Genomic DNA, 17,840 nt, shown 5'->3' on the forward strand with positions numbered 1-17,840 from the left:
CCGGCGGCGGCGCCACCGGGTTGCGCCGCAGGTGGGCCAGCCGCTCCCGGGCCGCCCGCACCTGTCCGCCGAGCTTCGCCTCGTGCGAGCGGCGGTGCTTGCCGAAGCCCTGCCGCGGGTCCTTGCCGGTGGTGGCCAGCCGCTTCCCGGCGGCCTCGAGCAGCTCCTCGGTACGGGCCACCTCCTCGAGCCAGTCCGCGTACTCCTGCTCCGCGCGGCGCCGGGCGGCGGCCTTCGCGGCGCGGTAGCCGGTCCAGCCGTCGCCATACCGGTGCACCGTGCGCGCATCCCGGTCCACCTCCAGGATCGTGGTGGCGATGCGCTCCAGGAAGCCGCGGTCGTGGGTGACCGCGACGACGGTGCCGCGGTGCGCGCGCAGATGCTCCTCGAGCCAGCGCACGGCCGCCGCGTCCAGGTGGTTCGTCGGCTCGTCGAGGAGCAGCAGCTCGGGGGCGGCGGCCAGCACACAGGCGAGCGCGAGCCGCGACTGTTCGCCGCCGGAGAGCGAGCCGAGCACGCGGTCGCGGGTGATCCCGGCGAGCCCGAGCCCGTGCATGGCGGCATCCACGCGGGCGTCCGCCTCGTATCCGCCGCGATCCTCGTACGCGATCAACAGCTCGCCGTATGCGGCGAGTTCGTCCTCCGAGGCCTCGCCGAGGTGTTCTTCCGCCGCGCGCAGTCGGCGCTCCATGTCGCGCAGTTCGGTGAGGGCGAGGTCGACGGTGTCCTGCACGGTGCAGACCGGGTCGAGGTCGAGGGTCTGGGTGAGATGGCCGATGCCGCCGGGGAAGCCGACGGTGATCTCCCCGGCGTCCGGCATCTCGGCCGCGGCAAGGAGCCGCAGCAGGGTCGACTTGCCGGAGCCGTTCTCGCCGATGACGGCGGCCTTCTCACCCGGGCGGATGGTGAAGGTGACCTGGTCGAGGACGGTCCGAGTGCCGTAGGACTTGGTGACGTTCTTGACGGACAGCTGTGCCACGGCGGCGGGCACAGCTGTATGGGCGCGTTCGCGCATGTGACTTTCCCTGGGGATGCGAAATGTCTACGGGCAGCAGAAACGGCGGCGTCGGCCGTGCCCGGACTCAGAGAAAGTAGAAGAAAACCATGCGAGCACTGTAGCAAGACGATGCGTATCGTCTCCACTCATGTGCCTCGCGAAGCTTGTGATCCGCACCACCCGCCCGCGCCCACCGTCCGGCATCCGCACCCACACGCCGGCGGCACCCAAGGCTTCGAACGCGCCCGTACGGAGCTGCTGTTCGGCGGCCTACTTCGCCGCCTGCGCCACTGCGAACTCCTCCGCATCCCACGTCCCGCCCAGCGGCCGGGCCAGCCAACTCGGCGCGGCGGCACGGAAGTCGGCGGGCCGCAGCAGCCCCACCCCCTCGGGAACCGCCCCCAGCAGCGGAGCCTTCGCCACCACCGGCAGATCCGCGAGGTTGCAACGCGACGCGAGATCCGGCTCGTTCGGCCAGCTGCCCACCACGACGCCCAGCAAGTCCAGCTGCCGGGCGCGCAGTTCGCGGGCGGTCAGTTCCGTCGTGTTGAGGGTGCCGAGACCGGCGGAGGCCACCACCAGCACAGATGCGTCCAGCAGTCGGGCCACGTCCGCCAGCGTGCCGCCCGCGTCGTCGAAACGTACGAGCAGCCCGCCCGCCCCCTCGACCAGCACGACCTCGTGTTCGGCGGCCAGCTTGCCCGCCGCCTCCGCCACTTCGGACGGCCGCACCGGCGGGAGCCCCGCTCTGCGGGCAGCCGTCGCGGGCGCCAACGGCTCGGGATAACGGGCGAGTTCAAGCGTGGTCACCGGGCCCGCGAGCCGGGCCGCCTCGTCGGCGTCGCCGCGCTCGTCCGGCCGTACGCCCGTCTGCGCGGGCTTGAGCACGGCCACGGACCGCCCGGCGGCGACGGCAGCCGCCGCGACGGCCGCGGTCGTGATCGTCTTGCCGACCTCCGTGCCCGTCCCCGTGATCACCAGTACCGGCATGGCATCTCCCCGCTCACGCTCCCTGCTCACCCTTCCCGCGCCGCCGCGCACACCGCGCGCGCGATCCGCTCCACGTCCTCGTCGCCCGTCACGTACGGCGGCATCGTGTAGACGAGGTCGCGGAACGGCCGCAGCCACACGCCCTCGCGCACCGCCGCCCGCGTCGCCGCCGTCATGTCGATGGCATGATCCAACTGCACGACACCGATGGCACCGAGCACGCGTACGTCCCGCACTCCCGGAAGCTCCGAAGCCGGTGCCAGCCCTTCCCGCAGCCCCGTCTCGATGCGCTTGATCTCCGTCTGCCAGTCCTGGCCGAGGAGCAGGTCGATGGAGGCACAGGCCACCGCGGCGGCGAGCGGATTGCCCATGAAGGTCGGGCCATGGGCGAGCACCGGCACCTCGCCCCGCGAGATCCCCTCGGCGACCCGCGACGTACACAAGGTCGCCGCCATCGTCATATAGCCGCCGGTCAGAGCCTTGCCCACGCACATCACATCCGGCGTCACCCCCGCATGGTCCGCCGCGAACAGCGCACCCGTACGCCCGAACCCGGTCGCGATCTCGTCGAACACGAGCAGCACGCCGTACGCGTCGCACGTCTCGCGCAGCACCCGCAGATACCCGGGGGAGTGGAACCGCATCCCGCCCGCGCCCTGCACCACCGGCTCCACGATCACCGCGGCCAGTTCGTCGGCGTGGCGCTCGATCAGCGAGCGCAGATGGTCGGCGTACGACTCCTCGTACGCGACCGGAGGCGGATCCGTGAACACCTGCCGGGGCAGCACCCCCTGCCACAGCTCGTGCATCCCGCCCTCGGGATCGCACACCGACATCGGCTGCCAGGTGTCGCCGTGATAGCCGCCGCGCCAGGTCAGCAGGCGCTGCTTGGCCGGGCGGCCGAGCGAACGCCAGTACTGCAGGCACATCTTGACCGCGACCTCGACCGAGACCGAGCCGGAGTCGGCGAGGAAGACATGCTCCAGGCCCTCGGGTGACATGTCGACAAGACGCTTCGCCAGTCGGACGGCGGGCTCGTGCGTGAGCCCGCCGAACATGACGTGGCTCATCCGCCCGAGCTGCTCGCGCACCGCTTCGTTGAGCACGGGGTGGTTGTAGCCGTGGATGGCGGACCACCAGGAGGACATGCCGTCGACGACTTCGTCCTCGGCTCCACCGGTCGATCGCAGCGTCAACCGCACCCCGCTCGCCGACTCCACGACGAGCGGTTCCTGCCGGCCGGGCATCGGCCCGTACGGATGCCATACGTGTCGCCGGTCGAGGTCTAGCAGCTCGCTCACGGGCAGGTCAGGCATTGGGTGCGAGATCCGTTCCGGCACCCCGGCGGCGTACGGCGACCAGATCCGTACGCGCCTCGGGGACCGCGTCCGACTCGGCGGAACCGCAGGCGCCCCGCGAGCCGCACCCGCCGGACGCCCGGTGCTCCGGCAGCGTGACCTCGTCCGTGCCCTCCACCTCGAAGCCGGCGTCCGCGATCATGTCCAGGTCCGCCCGGCCCGCCTGGCCCTCGCTGGTGAGATAGTCGCCGAGGAAGATCGAGTTGGCGAGGTGCAGCGCGAGCGGCTGCATCGTACGGAGATGGACCTCGCGGCCGCCCGCGATGCGCACCTCCACGTCCGGGCAGACGAAGCGGACCATCGCGAGGATGCGCAGACAGCGCTGCGGGGTGAGATGCCACTCCTTGGCCAGCGGGGTGCCCTCGAAGGGGATCAGGAAGTTCACCGGCACGGAGTCCGCGTCCAGCTCACGCAGCGCGTAGACGACGTCGACCAGATCCTCGTCGCTCTCGCCCATGCCCGCGATCAGACCGGAGCAGGCGGACAGGCCCGCCGCGTGCGCCTTCTGGACCGTGTCCACGCGGTCGGCGTACGTGTGGGTGGTCGTGATGTCCCCGTACGTACTCTCGGACGTGTTGAGGTTGTGGTTGTAGGCGTCCGCGCCCGCCGCGCGCAGCCGCTCGGCCTGGCCGTCGGAGAGCAGACCGAGGCAGGCGCACACCTCGACGCCCTCGTTCTGGTCCTTGATCGCCTTGATGGTGTCCGAGACCCGGTCGACGTCACGGTCCGTCGGCCCGCGCCCGCTCGCCACCAGACAGACCCGCTTGGCGCCGCCCGCGAGCCCGGCAGCCGCCGCCTCGGAGGCCTGGTCGGGCTTGAGCCAGGTGTACTTGAGGATCTCCGCCTTGGAGCCGAGGCGTTGGGAGCAGTAGGAGCAGTCCTCGGGGCACAGGCCCGACTTGAGGTTGACCAGATAGTTGAGTTTCACCCGTCGGCCGAACCACTGCCGCCGTACCTTGCCGGCCGCGGCCACCACATCGAGGAGTTCGTCGTCGGAGGTGGCCAGCACGGCCAGTGCCTCGTCGCGGGTCGGCAGTTCGCGCCGAAGCCCCTTGTCCACCAGCGTGTTCAGCAGGTCCATGGGGTCAGATCCTGGCCTATCCGAGGGGGCCGGGCCAAGGAGAGTTCGTACAACACAGTCAGTTCGAGGTGTGGTTTTTTCCACATCATGGGTGGCGGGCCGGGCGGCTAGGGTCTGTGGACTGCCTACAAAGCAACGCCTGCCAAGCGCTGCCTGTACGAGGCACCCGCACGCAAGAGCTTCAAGGCCCGGAGGACACATGGCCGGATCGCCGTTCGCATGGATCGACGAACAGGCGCGTACGCGGCGCCGGGCCGGACTCGTCCGCACCCTGCGCCCCCGCCCCGCGGACTCCCCGCTGCTCGATCTCGCGAGCAACGACTACCTGGGCCTGGCCCGGCACCCCGAGATCACCGAGGCCGCCGCGCACGCCGCGAAGAGGTGGGGCGGCGGCGCCACCGGCTCCCGGCTCGTCACCGGCTCCACGGAGCTGCACGCCGAACTCGAGCGTGAGCTGGCCGAGTTCTGCGGCTTCGAGTCCGCGCTCGTCTTCTCCTCGGGTTACGCCGCCAACCTCGCGGCCGTCACCGCGCTGGCGCCGCACGGCTCCCTCGTCGTGTCGGACGCGGGCAACCACGCCTCGCTGATCGACGGTTGCCGTCTCGCGCGCGGCACCACGCAGGTCGTCGCACACGCCGACCCCGAAGCCGTACGCAAGGCGCTCGGCACCCACTCCGGACCCGCCGTCGTCGTGTCCGACACTGTCTTCTCGGTGGACGGCGACGCGGCCCCGCTCGCCGAACTCGCCGGTGCCTGCCGGGAGTTCGGTGCCGGTCTGGTCGTCGACGACGCGCACGGGCTCGGCGTGCTCGGCGACGGCGGCCGGGGCGCACCGCACGCGGCCGGGCTCGCGGGCGCGGGCGACGTCGTCACCACCGTCACGCTGTCGAAGTCGTTCGGTAGCCAGGGCGGCGCCGTCCTCGGCCCGGCCCGCGTGATCGACCATCTGGTCAACGCGGCCCGCACCTTCATCTTCGACACCGGTCTGGCCCCGGCCGCCGCGGGCGCCGCCCTCGCGGCCCTGCGCCTGCTGCGCCGGGAACCGGAACGAGCGGCACGCGCGCGTGCCGTGGCGACGCAGCTCCACACCCGGCTGACGGCCGAAGGCCTCGAAGCGGTACGGCCGGACGCCGCCGTCGTCTCCGTGCGCGCACCCTCGCCGGAGCAGGCCGTGCGCTGGGCGGCGGGCTGCCGCGAGGCGGGACTGGCCGTCGGCTGCTTCCGTCCCCCGTCGGTGCCGGACGGCATCTCACGGCTGCGGCTCACCGCCCGTGCGGACCTCACCGACGGGCAACTCGACCATGCCGTACGGGTGATCAGCGCAGCGCGTCGATAAAGCCCTCCCAGGCCGAGGGGGCGAAGAGCAGGGCGGGACCCGAGGTGTTCTTCGAGTCGCGCACCGCGAGAAGTCCGGCCCAGGGACCGGAGGCCGGACGGGCCGTCTCGACGCAGTTGTTCATTCCCGTGCTGCGACTGCTGCGCTGCCACCGCACTCCGTGCAGACGGGTGCTGGAAGGTACGTACCGAGGCAGGGGGGTGGGCATGGTGCCTCCTTACTCGCCGTCAGCCAACCCGGCGATGAAATCCAACGATTCCTTGGGCGAAAGGGCGTGGACCTGAAGGGAGTTGAAGGCCTCGGTGTAGGCCTGAAGGTCCTCTTCCCTTTCGAGATAGAGGCTATTCGTCAAGTGGTCGAGAACAACCACATCCAGATCAGAAGTGGTCGAAAATGAAAACATAACGAAGGGCCCGGTCACCCCGACATGGGCCCCCACTCCGAACGGCAGCACCTGGATTCGCACATGAGGCAGTCGGGCGGCGTCCCGCAGACACCTCAACTGCCGTGCCATCACCCCCGGTCCGCCGACCGACCGCCGCAGCACCCCCTCGTCCAGGACCGCGCTCAGCCGCAGCGGCGTTTTCGAGCGCAGCACGTCCTGGCGGGCGAGGCGCACCTCCACGAGCGCGTCGACCTTGTCGTCCGGCAGCCCGTCCAGGGCGGCCCGCGTCACCTCGCGGGCGTACTCCGGTGTCTGCAACAGCCCGGGGACCACTGAGTTCTCCAGGGTGCGCATCGCGCTCGCCTGCGACTCCAGGCTGATGAAGTCGCGGTACGTGGGCGGCAGCAGACCCCGGTAGGCATTCCACCAGCGGTGCCGGCCGTCGCCGTCGGAGCCCGCGAGCACGACGAGCAACTCCAGCAACTCCGGGTCCCGGACGTCGTACGCGTCGAGGAGTCGCCGTACGTCCGCAGGCCTGACCCCGCTGCGGCCGGTCTCGATCCGGCTCACCTTCGACTGGTGCCAGCCGACACGCCGGGCGGCCTCACCGCTCGTGAGGCCCGCGCGGGTGCGCAGGGCGCGCAGCTCGGCGCCGAGCTTGCGGCGGTGTACCGCGGGTCCATGTTGCATGGTCGTCTCCTTCCGACCGTCGCGCCGACGCTATAGCGTCGGGCGTCACGGCGACGGCAGAAGACGACCCGGTCACCCGTCCGAATGACCACCCTGAGCCTCACCCAAATACGGTCGGTCGTCGGAGAGTTCACCGCTTCGAGGGACAGATATATGCATATCTCGGTGGATCGGCACCGAGACCGGCGCGGTAGTGGCAGTCTGGCGCGCAGCACCAGTCCGGGACCGTACTCGAACCTCCGCTCCGTGTCGGACTCCGGTCCCGTGGGAAAGGGACGACCGCGCCATGGCAGACCACCTGGAAGCATCCGTCACTCTGCCGAGCGATCCCGCCTCGGTCTCCACCGCTCGTACCTACGTCGTCGACGTTCTTGCCGAATGGGGCCTTCCGCCGGACACGGAAGTCGCCGACACCGTCCGGCTCATCGTCTCCGAGCTCGCCACCAACGTCGTGCAGCACACCCTCGGGCAGTCGCCCACCTTCACGGTGGACCTCGCTCTCGACCGTGACGAACAGCTGTGCATCGGCGTGACCGACAGCCACCCACGCTTCCCGAAACGGCTTCCCGCGGCCGTCCAGCAGGACAACGGCCGGGGGATGGTGATCATCCGCTTCCTCACCGCCGAGTGCGGCGGGAAGCTGACGGTCCGGCCCACCCGCGAGGGCGGCAAGACGGTCTCGGTCATGCTGCCTTGGACGGCTCCGGTCCAGCCGGTGCCTGCCGACTGAGGGCCGCCGACCGTCAGCCCGGTGGGGACGCGCGGCCGAAGGCGCCGCGCAGCAGAGCACGGAAGGCGTCGGCCGCGGGCGCCTGCTGCCGCAGTTCGTACCGGCCGGGTCATCGAGGCCGTCACCGGAACCGCACTGACGGCGCTGGGACTGGGGCTCGTGCTCGAACCGCTGTCGGCCTGAGTCGGAGAGCCGGCCGGCAGGGCTCAGGAATCGTCCGGGCTCCTGCCGCCGGCCCGTTTCATCAAGAACGGCACGAGCCCCCACAGGCCGAGGCAGATCACCATGGTGGCCGCGCCGGACAGGATCCCTTCCAGCCGGCCCGCCGTCACATCCACGACCAGCAGGACCGAGCCTGTGAGCGCGAACGCCAGCACGCCCATCCCGATCTGGGCGAGATGCGAGGAGACCGCCACGATCTGCGGCTTGGCGCCCTGCTGGAACAGCCGACGGTGCAGGGCGGCCGGTGCCGTGAGGAGTACGGAGGACAGCACGGCGAGCAGCAGCGTCGTGATGTACATGGCGCGCTGCACCGAGTCGAGGTCCGGGAAGCGCGGGGTGAACGCGAGGCTGAGCAGGAACGCGAAGAGGATCTGCACGCCCGTCTGGGTGACCCTCAGTTCCTGGAGCAGTTCGATGAAGTTGCGGTCGGCGCGCTCGAGCGGCGTCTCGCGTCGCTCGAGCGGCCTTTCGGCGCCCGGACGCTCGGCGCCTGGACGTCGCTCGTCGGGCTCGCGGTCTCTGGACGGTTGGTCGGCCATGGATGAATGAGTAACCCGTCAGCCGCCCGAATCACGCCCGTGGGGTGGCGGCGATGACCGCCGCCACCCCAGGCGTGTCACCTGACCCGGCCGTACCAGACGCTCTTCGTCCAGATCTTCTGCAGCTTCACCACGTCCCCGGTCTTCGGGGCGTGCCAGATCCGTCCCTTCCCGGCGTAGACGCCGACGTGGTAGACGTTCCGGCCCGAGTGGAAGAACACCAGGTCTCCCTGCTTGCGGCTCGAAGCCGAGATATGGCGCGTCTTGTTGTACTGCTGCGCGGCCGTACGGGGCAGCTTCTTCCCCGCCTTCTTGAACGCGTAGAGCGTCAGCCCGGAGCAGTCGAAGCGCCTGGGCCCCTCGGCTCCCCACTTGTACGGGGAGCCCTTCTTGGAGGCCACCACCTGAAGCGCCTTCTTCGCTGGGGTGACTGCTTCGGCGTCAGCTGCGACGCCGGGGGCCACAACACTGCCGCCGACAACGGCGACGGTGAGAGCCGATGCGGTACCGGCCCTGGTCAACAGCGACGGGACACGATTGAGCGCAGACATGCGCAACCCTTCGTCAGCCGCCTGTGAAGGATGACCTGTCGGATTCGGGCTGGCGAAGTTGCCCGGCCGCGGTGTGCGGCTTCACCCCAAGGACCACTCGGAAGTTCTCCGGCGGCCCGTCGTGCCTGGGTCCTCCACTCCTGCCGATCCACTTCTGTCGACCCGTCATCCGGGCGGCGGCAGGACTCGGCGTCCGCCCGGACCGCCCCGCCGCTGTGGCGGGGGCTTGTCGTCGGAAGGGATCTTTACGCACGAACGTCGAAAAGTCCGAACGGAATCGGCGGTTTGTGGGCTTACTCACCCCTCAGCCGTTCGGGTGGACGGGCCTGCTTTCGAACGAGAGTTGAGGGGTCGAGGAGCCTCGCACCAGCGCCGGAATGTCCGATTCCGGTGTTGGAGTACGCGCGTTGCGCAAGTCGTTCGGGTCTTTGAAAGTAGCTCTGTCTACGCCGTTCAGGGGTACGTCATTCGGCCCGTTTCAACCTTGTCCGGACGCCCCGTCAGTTGCCCGCGAGGCGCCGGGACCGGTTGGTGCGTCAGATGCCGGAGGGTCCCGGCGGCAGGGTGACGCGGGCCGCCCGGCGTTCACCGTCGAGCACCCGCAGCGCCCGCGTCAGGGTCGGTGCGTGCAGCTCGTGCTCGCCCCGCTGGTGCATCAGGGTCAGCGCGTCGCGCAGCGCGGCGGCCTTGGCGACCAGTGCCTGTGCCGCGCGCAGTCCGCCGTAGGTGTCGCCACGGTTCGCCGGATTGATCCGGCCGAGGAGATCGAGCACCTCCAGGTAACGGTCGATCAGTTCGCCCTCCGCCCGGGTCAGCGCCGGCAGCGGGGGCAATTCGGGTGGGAGCATCCGCCGTTCACCTCGCGCCGGGTGTGGCGAGCGAGGTCTTGCGGCTCGGGATGATGCGGTCGATCAGCCCGTACTCCAGTGCCTGCGGTGCTTCCAGGATCTTGTCCCGCTCGATGTCCTCGCTGATCCGCTCCTGGCTCTGGCCGGAGTGCCGGGCGAGCATCTCCTCAAGGAGCCGACGCGTACGCATCAACTCCTCGGCCTGGATGGCCAGATCGGACGCCTGGCCCTGCACCGGCTCGGGCAGCGCCGGCTGGTGGATCAGCACGCGCGCGCCAGGCAGCGCGGACCGCTTGCCCGGCGCGCCGGCCGCCAGCAGCACCGCCGCGGACGCCCCCGCCTGCCCCATGCAGACCGTCTCCACCTCACAGGTGATGAACCGCATCGTGTCGTAGATCGCGGTCATCGCGCTGAACGAGCCGCCGGGGGAGTTGATGTACAGCGAGATGTCCCGGTCCGGCGACTGGTACTCGAGGTGCATGAACTGCGCCATCACGTCGTTCGCCGACGTGTCGTCGATCGGCGTTCCCAGGAAGACGATCCGCTCCTCCAGCAGCTTCGAGTACGGATCCATGGTCCGCTGCCCCGCGCTGGTGCGTTCGGTGAACTGGGGCAGGACGTAGCGGGCGGACGGTCGGTTCATGACACACGCCTCCTCTGGATGATGTCCTGTAAAAAATGTACAGGACGTACAGACGTTACGATGGGGAGCATGGCCTATGAGATTCCGGTGACGCAAGCCAGGGCTGAGCTCGCCGACCTGATCAACAAAGTGGTGTACGGCGGTGAGCGCGTCGTCGTGACGCGGCACGGAAAGCCCCTCGTCGCCCTTGTCTCCGCCGCTGACCTGGAACGACTCGAGGACCTCCAGGACCCGGCCGAGGAGCAGGTGATCAGCGCCGTCTCCAGCGTCCGCGAGGTCACGTCCGCTCCCCGCGAACAGCAGCGCTTCGGCATCGCGGCGGAGCACCGGGGGCCCAACGCTTCGTAGGCGTACGGCACTTCGAGTACCGGACTTCGGGCACGCAAAAGCTTCAGGCACGCGAAAGACCGTGCGCCCCCGTCCGCTACAGCGGGGGCGCACGGTCCGTTCTGTTGCGCTGGTCAGCCGACCCGGGCAGGTTCCCGCTCGGCGACCGGCTCGGCGGGTGCCTTACGTCGCCGGAGCGCGCTGCCCAGCATGACCGCGCCCAGGCCGAGCGCGGCCCACCAGGTCAGGGTGAGCGCGGGGCCGGCCGCGGCGGCACCGTCGAAGAACGACACCGAGCGCAGCAGCGAGGCGCCCGCCCCCGGCGGCAGCCACTGGCCGATCACGCCGACCGGCTCCGGCAGCATCTCCGGGGCCGAGCTCGCGCCGGAGAACGGGTTGCCGAGCAGCATCATGACGAACGCTCCGAGTCCGATGCCCGGTGTGCCGAACAGGGCCGCGAGACCCGCGACGGCGGCGCTCACGGCCAGCGTCGACAGCCCGAGAGTGCCCGCCTCGGCCCACCAGTTCCCGGTGAGCGCCCCCAACCAGCTGTCGGCGATCGCGGCGGCCACCGCGCCGACCAGGGCAGCCGCGCCGACCAGCGCGCCGACCGCACGCCAGCCACGCAGTCCCAGCAGGGTCACGACGGCTCCCGCACCGATGCCGGCCAGCGCCATCGGCAGCACGCTCGACGTCAGGGCCGCGCCGCGCGGGTCGTCCGCGGAGGTCGGCACCACATCGACGGTCTGCACCTGGGTGCCGCCCGCCTGCTGGGTCACCGCCTGCTGGAGCAGCTGGGCGACGACCGGACTCGCGGCCGAGGCGGTGAGCAGCTTCGGCCCCCGCTCGGTGGCGACGACCGCTCCGTATACGGTCCGGTCCTCGATGGCGTCCCGGGCGGCGCTCTCGTCGGCGTAACGGTGGATCTCGAAGGCGCCCTCACGCGCCTCGAGCCGCTGCTCCACCTGGGCCGTCGCGGTGGCGGAACCCGCCACGCCGAGCGGCAGGTCGTGCGGCGCGGTACGGGCCGCGGGCCAGGCGAACGCCCACAGTGCGAGGGCGACCAGGACGGGGACCAGCAGGACGACGGCGACCATACGGCGGCCGTGCGACGGCGAGGGTGCTGCCGGCGGCGGTGAAGTGGTCCTGGGGGCGGTAGCGGAGGTGGCGGACATGGGTTTCCCCTCGGCTCGAAGTTCGACGCTCAAAAAGAAGGATCGTTCGTTTTAGGTTCGATGCCACCATCCTGCGGGCCCCGCGAGCTTGTCAAGAAGGAATATTCGTTTTACGTTCCTGCCCATGGCCCGCGTAACTCAGGAACACCTCGACGCCCGTCGCCGTCAGATCCTCGACGGCGCGGCCCTCTGCTTCGCCCGCAACGGCTTCCACGCCACTTCCATGCAGGACGTGCTGAAGGAAGTGGATCTCTCGGCGGGCGCCGTCTACCGCTACTTCAGCGGCAAGGACGAGCTGATCAGCGCGATCGTCACCGAGGTGCTGGGGGAGATTCGCGAACACTTCGAGGCCGCCGCCCGGCAGAGCCCGCCCCCGCCGCCCGACGAGCTGGTGGGGCGCGTCATGGGCTCAGTCCTCGGAGGGAGGTCCGGGATGGTCCACAACGGGGAGTCCGTGTTCCCCCGGCTGATCATCCAGGTCTGGACGGAGGTTCTGCGCAACGAAGAGCTCTCGGCCGTGATCCACGAGGGCTACAGCAGCGTGCGGGGGGCCTGGGTGAAGGTCGTCCAGGGCTATCAGGACGCGGGGATGATGCGGGACGACGTACCGGCCGAAAGCGTCGCCCGGACCATGATCGCGACGGCCCAGGGCTTCGTGGCGCAGATGGCGATCTTCGGCGCCGCGCCGGTGGAGGTGTTGCAGGAGGGGCTGCGGGGCCTGATGAGCATGGGGAACCCCGACACGCGTACCTGAGCCGGCCGAGGGCTGGTTAACGTCGCTGAAACGCCGCCCAATTAGCCTGCGCCTCCACGCCACCTGGGATTTTGCCCGGCGGCTGCGGAAACCGGACCCCGCACGGTCCGGAGCGAGGACTGTGAGGTGGGACGCCGTGCAACTGACCCCGCACGAGCAGGAGAGGCTGCTCATTCATGTGGCCGCCGACGTGGCCGAGAAGCGCCGGGCCCGCGGACTGAAACTGAACCACCCCGAAGCCGTCGCGCTCATCACGTCGCACATCCTCGAAGGCGCGCGTGACGGCCGTACCGTGGCCGAACTCATGAACTCCGGGCGCAAGATCCTCACCCGCGAGGACGTCATGGAGGGCATCCCCGAGATGATCCACGACGTCCAGGTGGAGGCCACCTTCCCGGACGGCACCAAGCTCGTCACCGTCCACGACCCGATCGTCTGACGGGGGAGCGACCACCATGATTCCCGGAGAGTTCCTGTTCGCCGACGGACCCGTCGCCTTCAACGAAGGCCGCGAGGTCACCCGGCTCACCGTCCTCAACGCCGCCGACCGACCCGTCCAGGTCGGTTCCCACTACCACTTCGCCGAGGCCAACCCCGGCCTGGACTTCGACCGCGCCGCCGCGCGCGGCAAGCGGCTGAACGTCGCCGCCGGCACCGCCGTGCGCTTCGAGCCCGGAATCCCCGTAGACGTCGAACTCGTTCCGCTCACCGGCGCCCGCGTGGTGCCCGGACTGCGCGGTGAGACCGGAGGTGCCCTCGATGGCTGAGCTCTCGCGTGCCGCGTACGCCGATCTGTTCGGCCCCACGACCGGCGACCGGATCAGGCTCGCCGACACCGATCTGCTGATCGAGATCGAAGAGGATCGTTCCGGCGGGCCGGGACTCGCCGGTGACGAGGCGGTGTTCGGCGGCGGCAAGGTCATCCGCGAGTCCATGGGCCAGTCGCGTGCTACGCGCGCAGACGGCACCCCGGACACCGTCATCACCGGTGCCGTGATCATCGACCACTGGGGCATCGTCAAGGCCGACGTCGGCATCCGCGACGGCCGGATCACCGGCATCGGCAAGGCGGGCAACCCGGACACGATGGACGGGGTGCACCCGGATCTGGTGATCGGTCCCGAGACCGAGATCGTCGCGGGCAACGGCCGCATCCTGACGGCCGGTGCCATCGACGCCCATGTGCACCTGATCTGCCCGCAGATCGCCGACGAGGCGCTCGCCTCCGGCATCACGACCCTCGTCGGCGGCGGCACCGGTCCGGCAGAGGGCTCGAAGGCCACCACCGTCACGCCCGGTCCCTGGCATCTGGCGCGGATGCTGGAGGCGATGGAGGAGTACCCGCTCAACTTCGGGCTGCTCGGCAAGGGCAACACCGTCTCGCACGAGGCGATGCTCTCGCAGATCCGAGGGGGCGCGCTGGGCCTGAAGATCCACGAGGACTGGGGCTCCACGCCCGCCGCCATCGATGCCGCGCTGACGGTCGCCGACCGGACGGGCATCCAGGTGGCGATCCACACGGACACCCTGAACGAAGCGGGCTTCGTGGCCGACACGCTCGCCGCGATCGCCGGGCGCGGCATCCACGCGTATCACACGGAGGGCGCGGGTGGCGGCCACGCGCCGGACATCATGACCGTGGTCTCCGAGCCGCACGTCCTGCCCAGCTCCACCAACCCGACCCGGCCGTACACCGTCAACACCGCCGAGGAACACCTCGACATGCTGATGGTGTGTCACCACCTCAACCCGTCCGTGCCCGAGGACCTGGCGTTCGCCGAGTCCCGGATCCGGCCCTCCACCATCGGGGCCGAGGACATCCTGCACGACCTCGGTGCCATCTCGATCATCTCGTCCGACGCCCAGGCCATGGGGCGGGTGGGCGAGGTCATCATGCGGACCTGGCAGACCGCGCATGTGATGAAGCGTCGGCGGGGCGCGCTGCCCGGTGACGGGCGCGCCGACAATCACCGCGTACGTCGCTATGTCGCCAAGTACACGATCAACCCGGCCCTCGCGCAGGGGCTCGCCCGCGAGATCGGCTCCGTCGAGACCGGCAAGCTCGCCGACCTCGTGCTGTGGGAGCCTGCCTTCTTCGGGGTCAAGCCGCAGCTTGTCGTCAAGGGCGGGCAGATCGCGTACGCGCAGATGGGCGACGCCAACGCGTCCATTCCGACGCCTCAGCCGATCCTGCCGCGGCCGATGTTCGGGGCGATCGGGCGGGCGCCCGCTTCCAACTCCTTCAACTTCGTGGCACCGCTCGCGATCGAGGACGGGCTGCCGGAGCGGCTCGGGCTCGGGAAGCGGTTCGTGGCGATCGAGTCGACGCGGGGGGTGACCAAGGCGGACATGCGGGAGAACGATGCGCGGCCCCAGGTGCGGGTCGATCCGGACAGCTTCGCCGTGCACATCGACGGGGAACTCGTCGAGGCCACGCCCGCCGCTGAACTGCCCATGGCTCAGCGGTACTTCCTCTTCTAAGGACGCGTCACCATGTCGCGAGCCGCGCTTCTCGTTCTGGCCGATGGCCGCTTTCCCGCCGGTGGGCACGCGCACTCCGGCGGGGCCGAGGCTGCCGTCAAGGCCGGGCGGATCACTGGGGCGGAGAGTCTTGAGGAGTTCTGCCGCGGACGGTTGAACACGGCGGGACTGGTGTCGGCCTCGTTGGCCGCGGCGGCGGCGCTCGGGGTTGATCCGGTGGTGCTCGACGCGGGCGCGGACGCCCGTACGCCGTCGGTCGCGCTGCGGGTCGCCGCGCGGAAGCTCGGGCGGCAGTTGATGCGGGCGGCTCGGGCCACGTGGCCGTCGGCCGAGCTCGACGCGCTGGCGCGGGAGTTTCCCAAGGGGGCTCATCAGCCGGTTGTGCTGGGGGTGGCTGCTCGGAGTGCGGGGCTTGGGGCGGTGGATGCCGCGTACTGCTCCGCGTACGAGAGTGTGAGTGGGGCTGCTTCCGCGACGGTGCGGTTGCTGAGTCTTGACCCCTTCGACGCCACGGGGGTGTTGGCTCGCCTGGCCCCGGACCTCGACCGGGTCGCCGACCGGGCGGCCGAAGCGGCTCGGTGTGCCGTGGAGGAGGGCGTCGACGCGCTGCCTGCGGCTTCCGCGCCGCTGCTGGAGATCAGTGCGGAGGTGCATGCCGCGTGGGCGGTTCGGTTGTTCGCGTCGTAGGAGGGCCCGCGGCGGAGCCGCTGATGGATGCAGTCGCCCCCGCCGCCCTTACCCGTCCCATCCCCAGGGGCTTCGCCCCGGACCCCGTTTCGGGGGCCAGCCCCCGAACCCCCGCTCCTCAAACGCCGGAGGGGCTGATTTTCCGCGGCCTGGGCTGAATTCCGCAGCCGCGATTCCGCTACCCAAGCGGAACTTTGCAGCCGGCCCCAGGCACAACCAGCCCGTCCGGCGTTTGAGGACGAGGCCGTTCAGGCCGATGCGGGGTCTGGGGCGCAGCCCCAGCGGGGTCCAGGGGCAGCGCCCCTGGCGGGGATCCGGGGCGGAGCCCCGAGGATGGTGGGGGTCCCCCCGCTCGAGCGAAGCCGAGAGTGGGGGAGGGTAAGGGCGGCGGGGGCGAAACAACCCCGCCGCGGACCCGGCGGCAGCACAACAACCACCGACCGACACGAAAGCCACAGGAGCAACCCGCATGCACCTCGACCACTCCCACGACGGCGGAGCCGTAAGCGCCGACGCGCACCGCCCCGACGGCGCCCGCCGTGCCCTCCGTATCGGACTCGGCGGCCCCGTAGGCTCCGGCAAGACCGCCACCGTCGCCGCCCTCTGCCAAGCCCTGCGCGACGAACTCTCCCTTGCCGTCGTCACCAACGACATCTACACCCGCGAAGACGCCGAATTCCTCCTCCGCGAGGCCGTGTTGCCGCCCGAGCGGATCACCGCCGTCGAGACGGGCGCGTGCCCGCACACCGCGATCCGGGATGACATCTCGGCGAACCTCGAAGCCGTCGAGGATCTGGAGGACGAGGTCGGGCCACTGGATCTCATTCTCGTCGAGTCCGGGGGCGACAACCTCACCGCGACCTTCTCCAAGGGGCTTGTCGATGCGCAGGTCTTTGTGATCGACGTGGCCGGTGGTGATGACATTCCGCGCAAGGGCGGGCCCGGTGTCACCACTGCCGATCTGCTGGTCGTCAACAAGACGGATCTCGCGCCGTTCGTCGGCTCCGACCTCGGCCGGATGGCCGCCGACGCGAAAGCCCAGCGGGGCGAACTGCCGGTCGTCTTCCAGTCCTTGAGGGCCGAGAGCGGGGTCGCGGACGTCGCCGACTGGGTGCGGGGGCAGCTCGCCGCGTGGTCGGCATGACGGGCGGCGCAGCGGGGGTACGGGCCACCGCGCGCATCGCCGCCCGCCCCGACGGCCGGGGCGGCACCGCGTTGCCCACCCTGGCCGGCGAGGGTCCGCTCGCGCTGCGTCGCGTACGGGCGAGCGGCTCCGAGGCGCGCGTGATGCTCGTCGGGGCGATGAGCGGTCCGCTGGGCGGCGACCACTTCACCGTCGAGGCGGCGGTCACCGAGGGCGCCGAGCTGCACATCGGGTCGGCCGCCGCCACCATCGCCCTGCCGGGGCAGGCCAAGGGCGAGGCGCGCTACGACGTACGCCTCACCGTCGACCAGGACGCCGAACTGCGCTGGCTGCCCGAGCAGTTGATCTCCGCGAACGGCAGCGATCTGTACGTCACCACACGCGTCGACCTCGCGACGGGTGCCCGGCTGGTGCTGCGTGAGGAACAGGTGCTCGGGCGTGCCAACGAGGAGCCCGGCCGTCTCACCAGCCGTCTCACCGTCCGTCTCGGCGGGCGTCCGCTGCTCGACCAGGAACTGTCCTGCGGGCCCGGCGCACCCGGTGGCTGGGACGGTCCGGCAGTGCTGGCGGGACATCGCGCGGTGGGGCAACTCGTCGTCGTACGACCGGAGTTCGCCGAGGTGCCGGCCGGCCTGCGGCTACTGGGCGAGTACGCCGCGCTCACCCCTCTCGCCGGCCCCGGCGTCCTCGTGACCGCACTCGCCCCGGACGCACTGCAACTGCGCCGAACCCTCGACGACGCCCTGCTCACACTCGGTCAGAAACCCGGCCAGTAACGGACGTATCCGCTCAACGAGCAGGCATGTACCGGTTATCGGATTGGCAAAGAAGCCAAGTCACCCCTGTTCTCAGGGAGGTCACAGGCGGAAAGATCCCGTACGACCACAACTACGTACGGGGAG

General features: G+C 70.5%; 20 protein-coding genes, 1 pseudogene and 1 riboswitch. Of the genes and pseudogenes, 10 read left to right on the forward strand and 11 right to left on the reverse strand.

Annotation, left to right across the window (positions count from 1 at the left end; all coding sequences use genetic code 11):
• The 4 genes and pseudogenes from IEZ21_RS47810 to bioB form a co-directional block, all read right to left on the reverse strand.
• Nucleotides 1-1,015: pseudogene (locus tag IEZ21_RS47810) on the reverse strand (ATP-binding cassette domain-containing protein); the annotation flags it as partial.
• A gap of 252 nt (nt 1,016-1,267) precedes the next feature.
• The gene (gene bioD, locus IEZ21_RS24890; protein ID WP_189324114.1) at nt 1,268-1,987 is read right to left on the reverse strand and encodes a dethiobiotin synthase; all 720 of its coding nucleotides are present in this window, start codon (nt 1,985-1,987) and stop codon (nt 1,268-1,270) included.
• A gap of 26 nt (nt 1,988-2,013) precedes the next feature.
• Entirely contained in the window at nt 2,014-3,303 is a 1,290-nt protein-coding gene (locus tag IEZ21_RS24895; protein ID WP_189324115.1) for an adenosylmethionine--8-amino-7-oxononanoate transaminase, read from the reverse strand.
• On the reverse strand, nt 3,296-4,426 hold the full coding sequence (bioB, locus tag IEZ21_RS24900) for a biotin synthase BioB (protein ID WP_189324116.1): 1,131 nt from the start codon (nt 4,424-4,426) through the stop codon (nt 3,296-3,298). Before bioB ends, IEZ21_RS24895 begins: the two co-directional genes overlap by 8 nt.
• Before the next feature lie 199 nt (nt 4,427-4,625).
• Between bioB and IEZ21_RS24905 the strand changes: the two genes are divergently transcribed.
• The gene (locus IEZ21_RS24905; protein WP_189324117.1) at nt 4,626-5,762 is read left to right on the forward strand and encodes an 8-amino-7-oxononanoate synthase; all 1,137 of its coding nucleotides are present in this window, start codon (nt 4,626-4,628) and stop codon (nt 5,760-5,762) included.
• Here the strand turns inward: IEZ21_RS24905 and IEZ21_RS24910 are convergent.
• Entirely contained in the window at nt 5,743-5,970 is a 228-nt protein-coding gene (locus IEZ21_RS24910) for a DUF397 domain-containing protein (protein ID WP_189324118.1), read from the reverse strand. The two genes, IEZ21_RS24905 and IEZ21_RS24910, sit on opposite strands and share 20 nt — an antisense overlap.
• Nucleotides 5,971-5,979: 9 nt before the next feature.
• A complete protein-coding gene (locus tag IEZ21_RS24915; RefSeq protein ID WP_189324119.1) occupies nt 5,980-6,837 on the reverse strand; it encodes a helix-turn-helix domain-containing protein in 858 nt (285 codons plus the stop codon).
• Nucleotides 6,838-7,123: 286 nt separating this feature from the next.
• On the opposite strand from IEZ21_RS24915, the gene IEZ21_RS24920 reads away from it, so the two are divergent.
• Nucleotides 7,124-7,567, forward strand: coding sequence for an ATP-binding protein (locus IEZ21_RS24920; protein WP_189324120.1), 444 nt, complete (start codon nt 7,124-7,126; stop codon nt 7,565-7,567).
• A gap of 206 nt (nt 7,568-7,773) precedes the next feature.
• Here the strand turns inward: IEZ21_RS24920 and IEZ21_RS24925 are convergent, their stop codons facing one another.
• The 4 genes from IEZ21_RS24925 to IEZ21_RS24940 all read right to left on the reverse strand — a co-directional run bounded on the left by IEZ21_RS24925 (nt 7,774) and on the right by IEZ21_RS24940 (nt 10,370).
• The gene (locus tag IEZ21_RS24925; RefSeq protein ID WP_189324121.1) at nt 7,774-8,328 is read right to left on the reverse strand and encodes a DUF6328 family protein; all 555 of its coding nucleotides are present in this window, start codon (nt 8,326-8,328) and stop codon (nt 7,774-7,776) included.
• Nucleotides 8,329-8,405: 77 nt separating this feature from the next.
• A complete protein-coding gene (locus tag IEZ21_RS24930) occupies nt 8,406-8,879 on the reverse strand; it encodes a C40 family peptidase (RefSeq protein WP_189324122.1) in 474 nt (157 codons plus the stop codon).
• A 3-nt stretch (nt 8,880-8,882) separates the two neighbouring features.
• Nucleotides 8,883-9,049: riboswitch (cyclic di-AMP (ydaO/yuaA leader) on the reverse strand.
• A 366-nt stretch (nt 9,050-9,415) separates the two neighbouring features.
• The gene (locus IEZ21_RS24935; RefSeq protein ID WP_189324123.1) at nt 9,416-9,727 is read right to left on the reverse strand and encodes a hypothetical protein; all 312 of its coding nucleotides are present in this window, start codon (nt 9,725-9,727) and stop codon (nt 9,416-9,418) included.
• A 7-nt stretch (nt 9,728-9,734) separates the two neighbouring features.
• A complete protein-coding gene (locus IEZ21_RS24940; protein ID WP_189324124.1) occupies nt 9,735-10,370 on the reverse strand; it encodes an ATP-dependent Clp protease proteolytic subunit in 636 nt (211 codons plus the stop codon).
• A gap of 69 nt (nt 10,371-10,439) precedes the next feature.
• Here IEZ21_RS24940 and IEZ21_RS24945 point away from each other — a divergent pair, with 69 nt between their 5' ends.
• On the forward strand, nt 10,440-10,718 hold the full coding sequence (locus tag IEZ21_RS24945; RefSeq protein ID WP_033324984.1) for a type II toxin-antitoxin system Phd/YefM family antitoxin: 279 nt from the start codon (nt 10,440-10,442) through the stop codon (nt 10,716-10,718).
• A gap of 113 nt (nt 10,719-10,831) precedes the next feature.
• On the opposite strand, the gene IEZ21_RS24950 is transcribed toward IEZ21_RS24945, so the two are convergent.
• Nucleotides 10,832-11,794 (reverse strand): ABC transporter permease, encoded by a 963-nt coding sequence (locus tag IEZ21_RS24950; protein WP_189324206.1) that lies wholly within the window; start codon nt 11,792-11,794, stop codon nt 10,832-10,834.
• A 202-nt stretch (nt 11,795-11,996) separates the two neighbouring features.
• Here IEZ21_RS24950 and IEZ21_RS24955 point away from each other — a divergent pair, with 202 nt between their 5' ends.
• The 7 genes from IEZ21_RS24955 (at nt 11,997) to IEZ21_RS24985 (ending at nt 17,714) form a co-directional block, all read left to right on the forward strand.
• Nucleotides 11,997-12,626 carry a TetR/AcrR family transcriptional regulator gene (locus IEZ21_RS24955; protein WP_189324125.1) on the forward strand — a complete coding sequence of 210 codons (630 nt, stop codon included), beginning with the start codon at nt 11,997-11,999 and terminating at the stop codon, nt 12,624-12,626.
• A 136-nt stretch (nt 12,627-12,762) separates the two neighbouring features.
• Nucleotides 12,763-13,065 carry an urease subunit gamma gene (locus IEZ21_RS24960; RefSeq protein ID WP_033325080.1) on the forward strand — a complete coding sequence of 101 codons (303 nt, stop codon included), beginning with the start codon at nt 12,763-12,765 and terminating at the stop codon, nt 13,063-13,065.
• A gap of 16 nt (nt 13,066-13,081) precedes the next feature.
• Entirely contained in the window at nt 13,082-13,393 is a 312-nt protein-coding gene (locus IEZ21_RS24965; protein ID WP_165344489.1) for an urease subunit beta, read from the forward strand.
• Nucleotides 13,386-15,107 carry an urease subunit alpha gene (locus IEZ21_RS24970; protein ID WP_189324126.1) on the forward strand — a complete coding sequence of 574 codons (1,722 nt, stop codon included), beginning with the start codon at nt 13,386-13,388 and terminating at the stop codon, nt 15,105-15,107. Before IEZ21_RS24965 ends, IEZ21_RS24970 begins: the two co-directional genes overlap by 8 nt.
• A 12-nt stretch (nt 15,108-15,119) precedes the next feature.
• Nucleotides 15,120-15,794: an urease accessory protein UreF gene (locus tag IEZ21_RS24975; protein WP_189324127.1), complete on the forward strand. Its 675-nt coding sequence runs from the start codon at nt 15,120-15,122 to the stop codon at nt 15,792-15,794.
• A 469-nt stretch (nt 15,795-16,263) separates the two neighbouring features.
• Nucleotides 16,264-16,938, forward strand: a complete 675-nt coding sequence (gene ureG, locus IEZ21_RS24980) for an urease accessory protein UreG (protein WP_189324128.1) — start codon at nt 16,264-16,266, stop codon at nt 16,936-16,938.
• On the forward strand, nt 16,935-17,714 hold the full coding sequence (locus IEZ21_RS24985) for an urease accessory protein UreD (RefSeq protein WP_189324129.1): 780 nt from the start codon (nt 16,935-16,937) through the stop codon (nt 17,712-17,714). The genes ureG and IEZ21_RS24985 overlap by 4 nt, the downstream gene beginning before the upstream one ends.
• Nucleotides 17,715-17,840 lie beyond the last annotated feature (126 nt).

Source organism: Streptomyces flaveus, from assembly GCF_014647675.1.
In the GTDB taxonomy this organism is placed as follows: domain Bacteria; phylum Actinomycetota; class Actinomycetes; order Streptomycetales; family Streptomycetaceae; genus Streptomyces; species Streptomyces flaveus.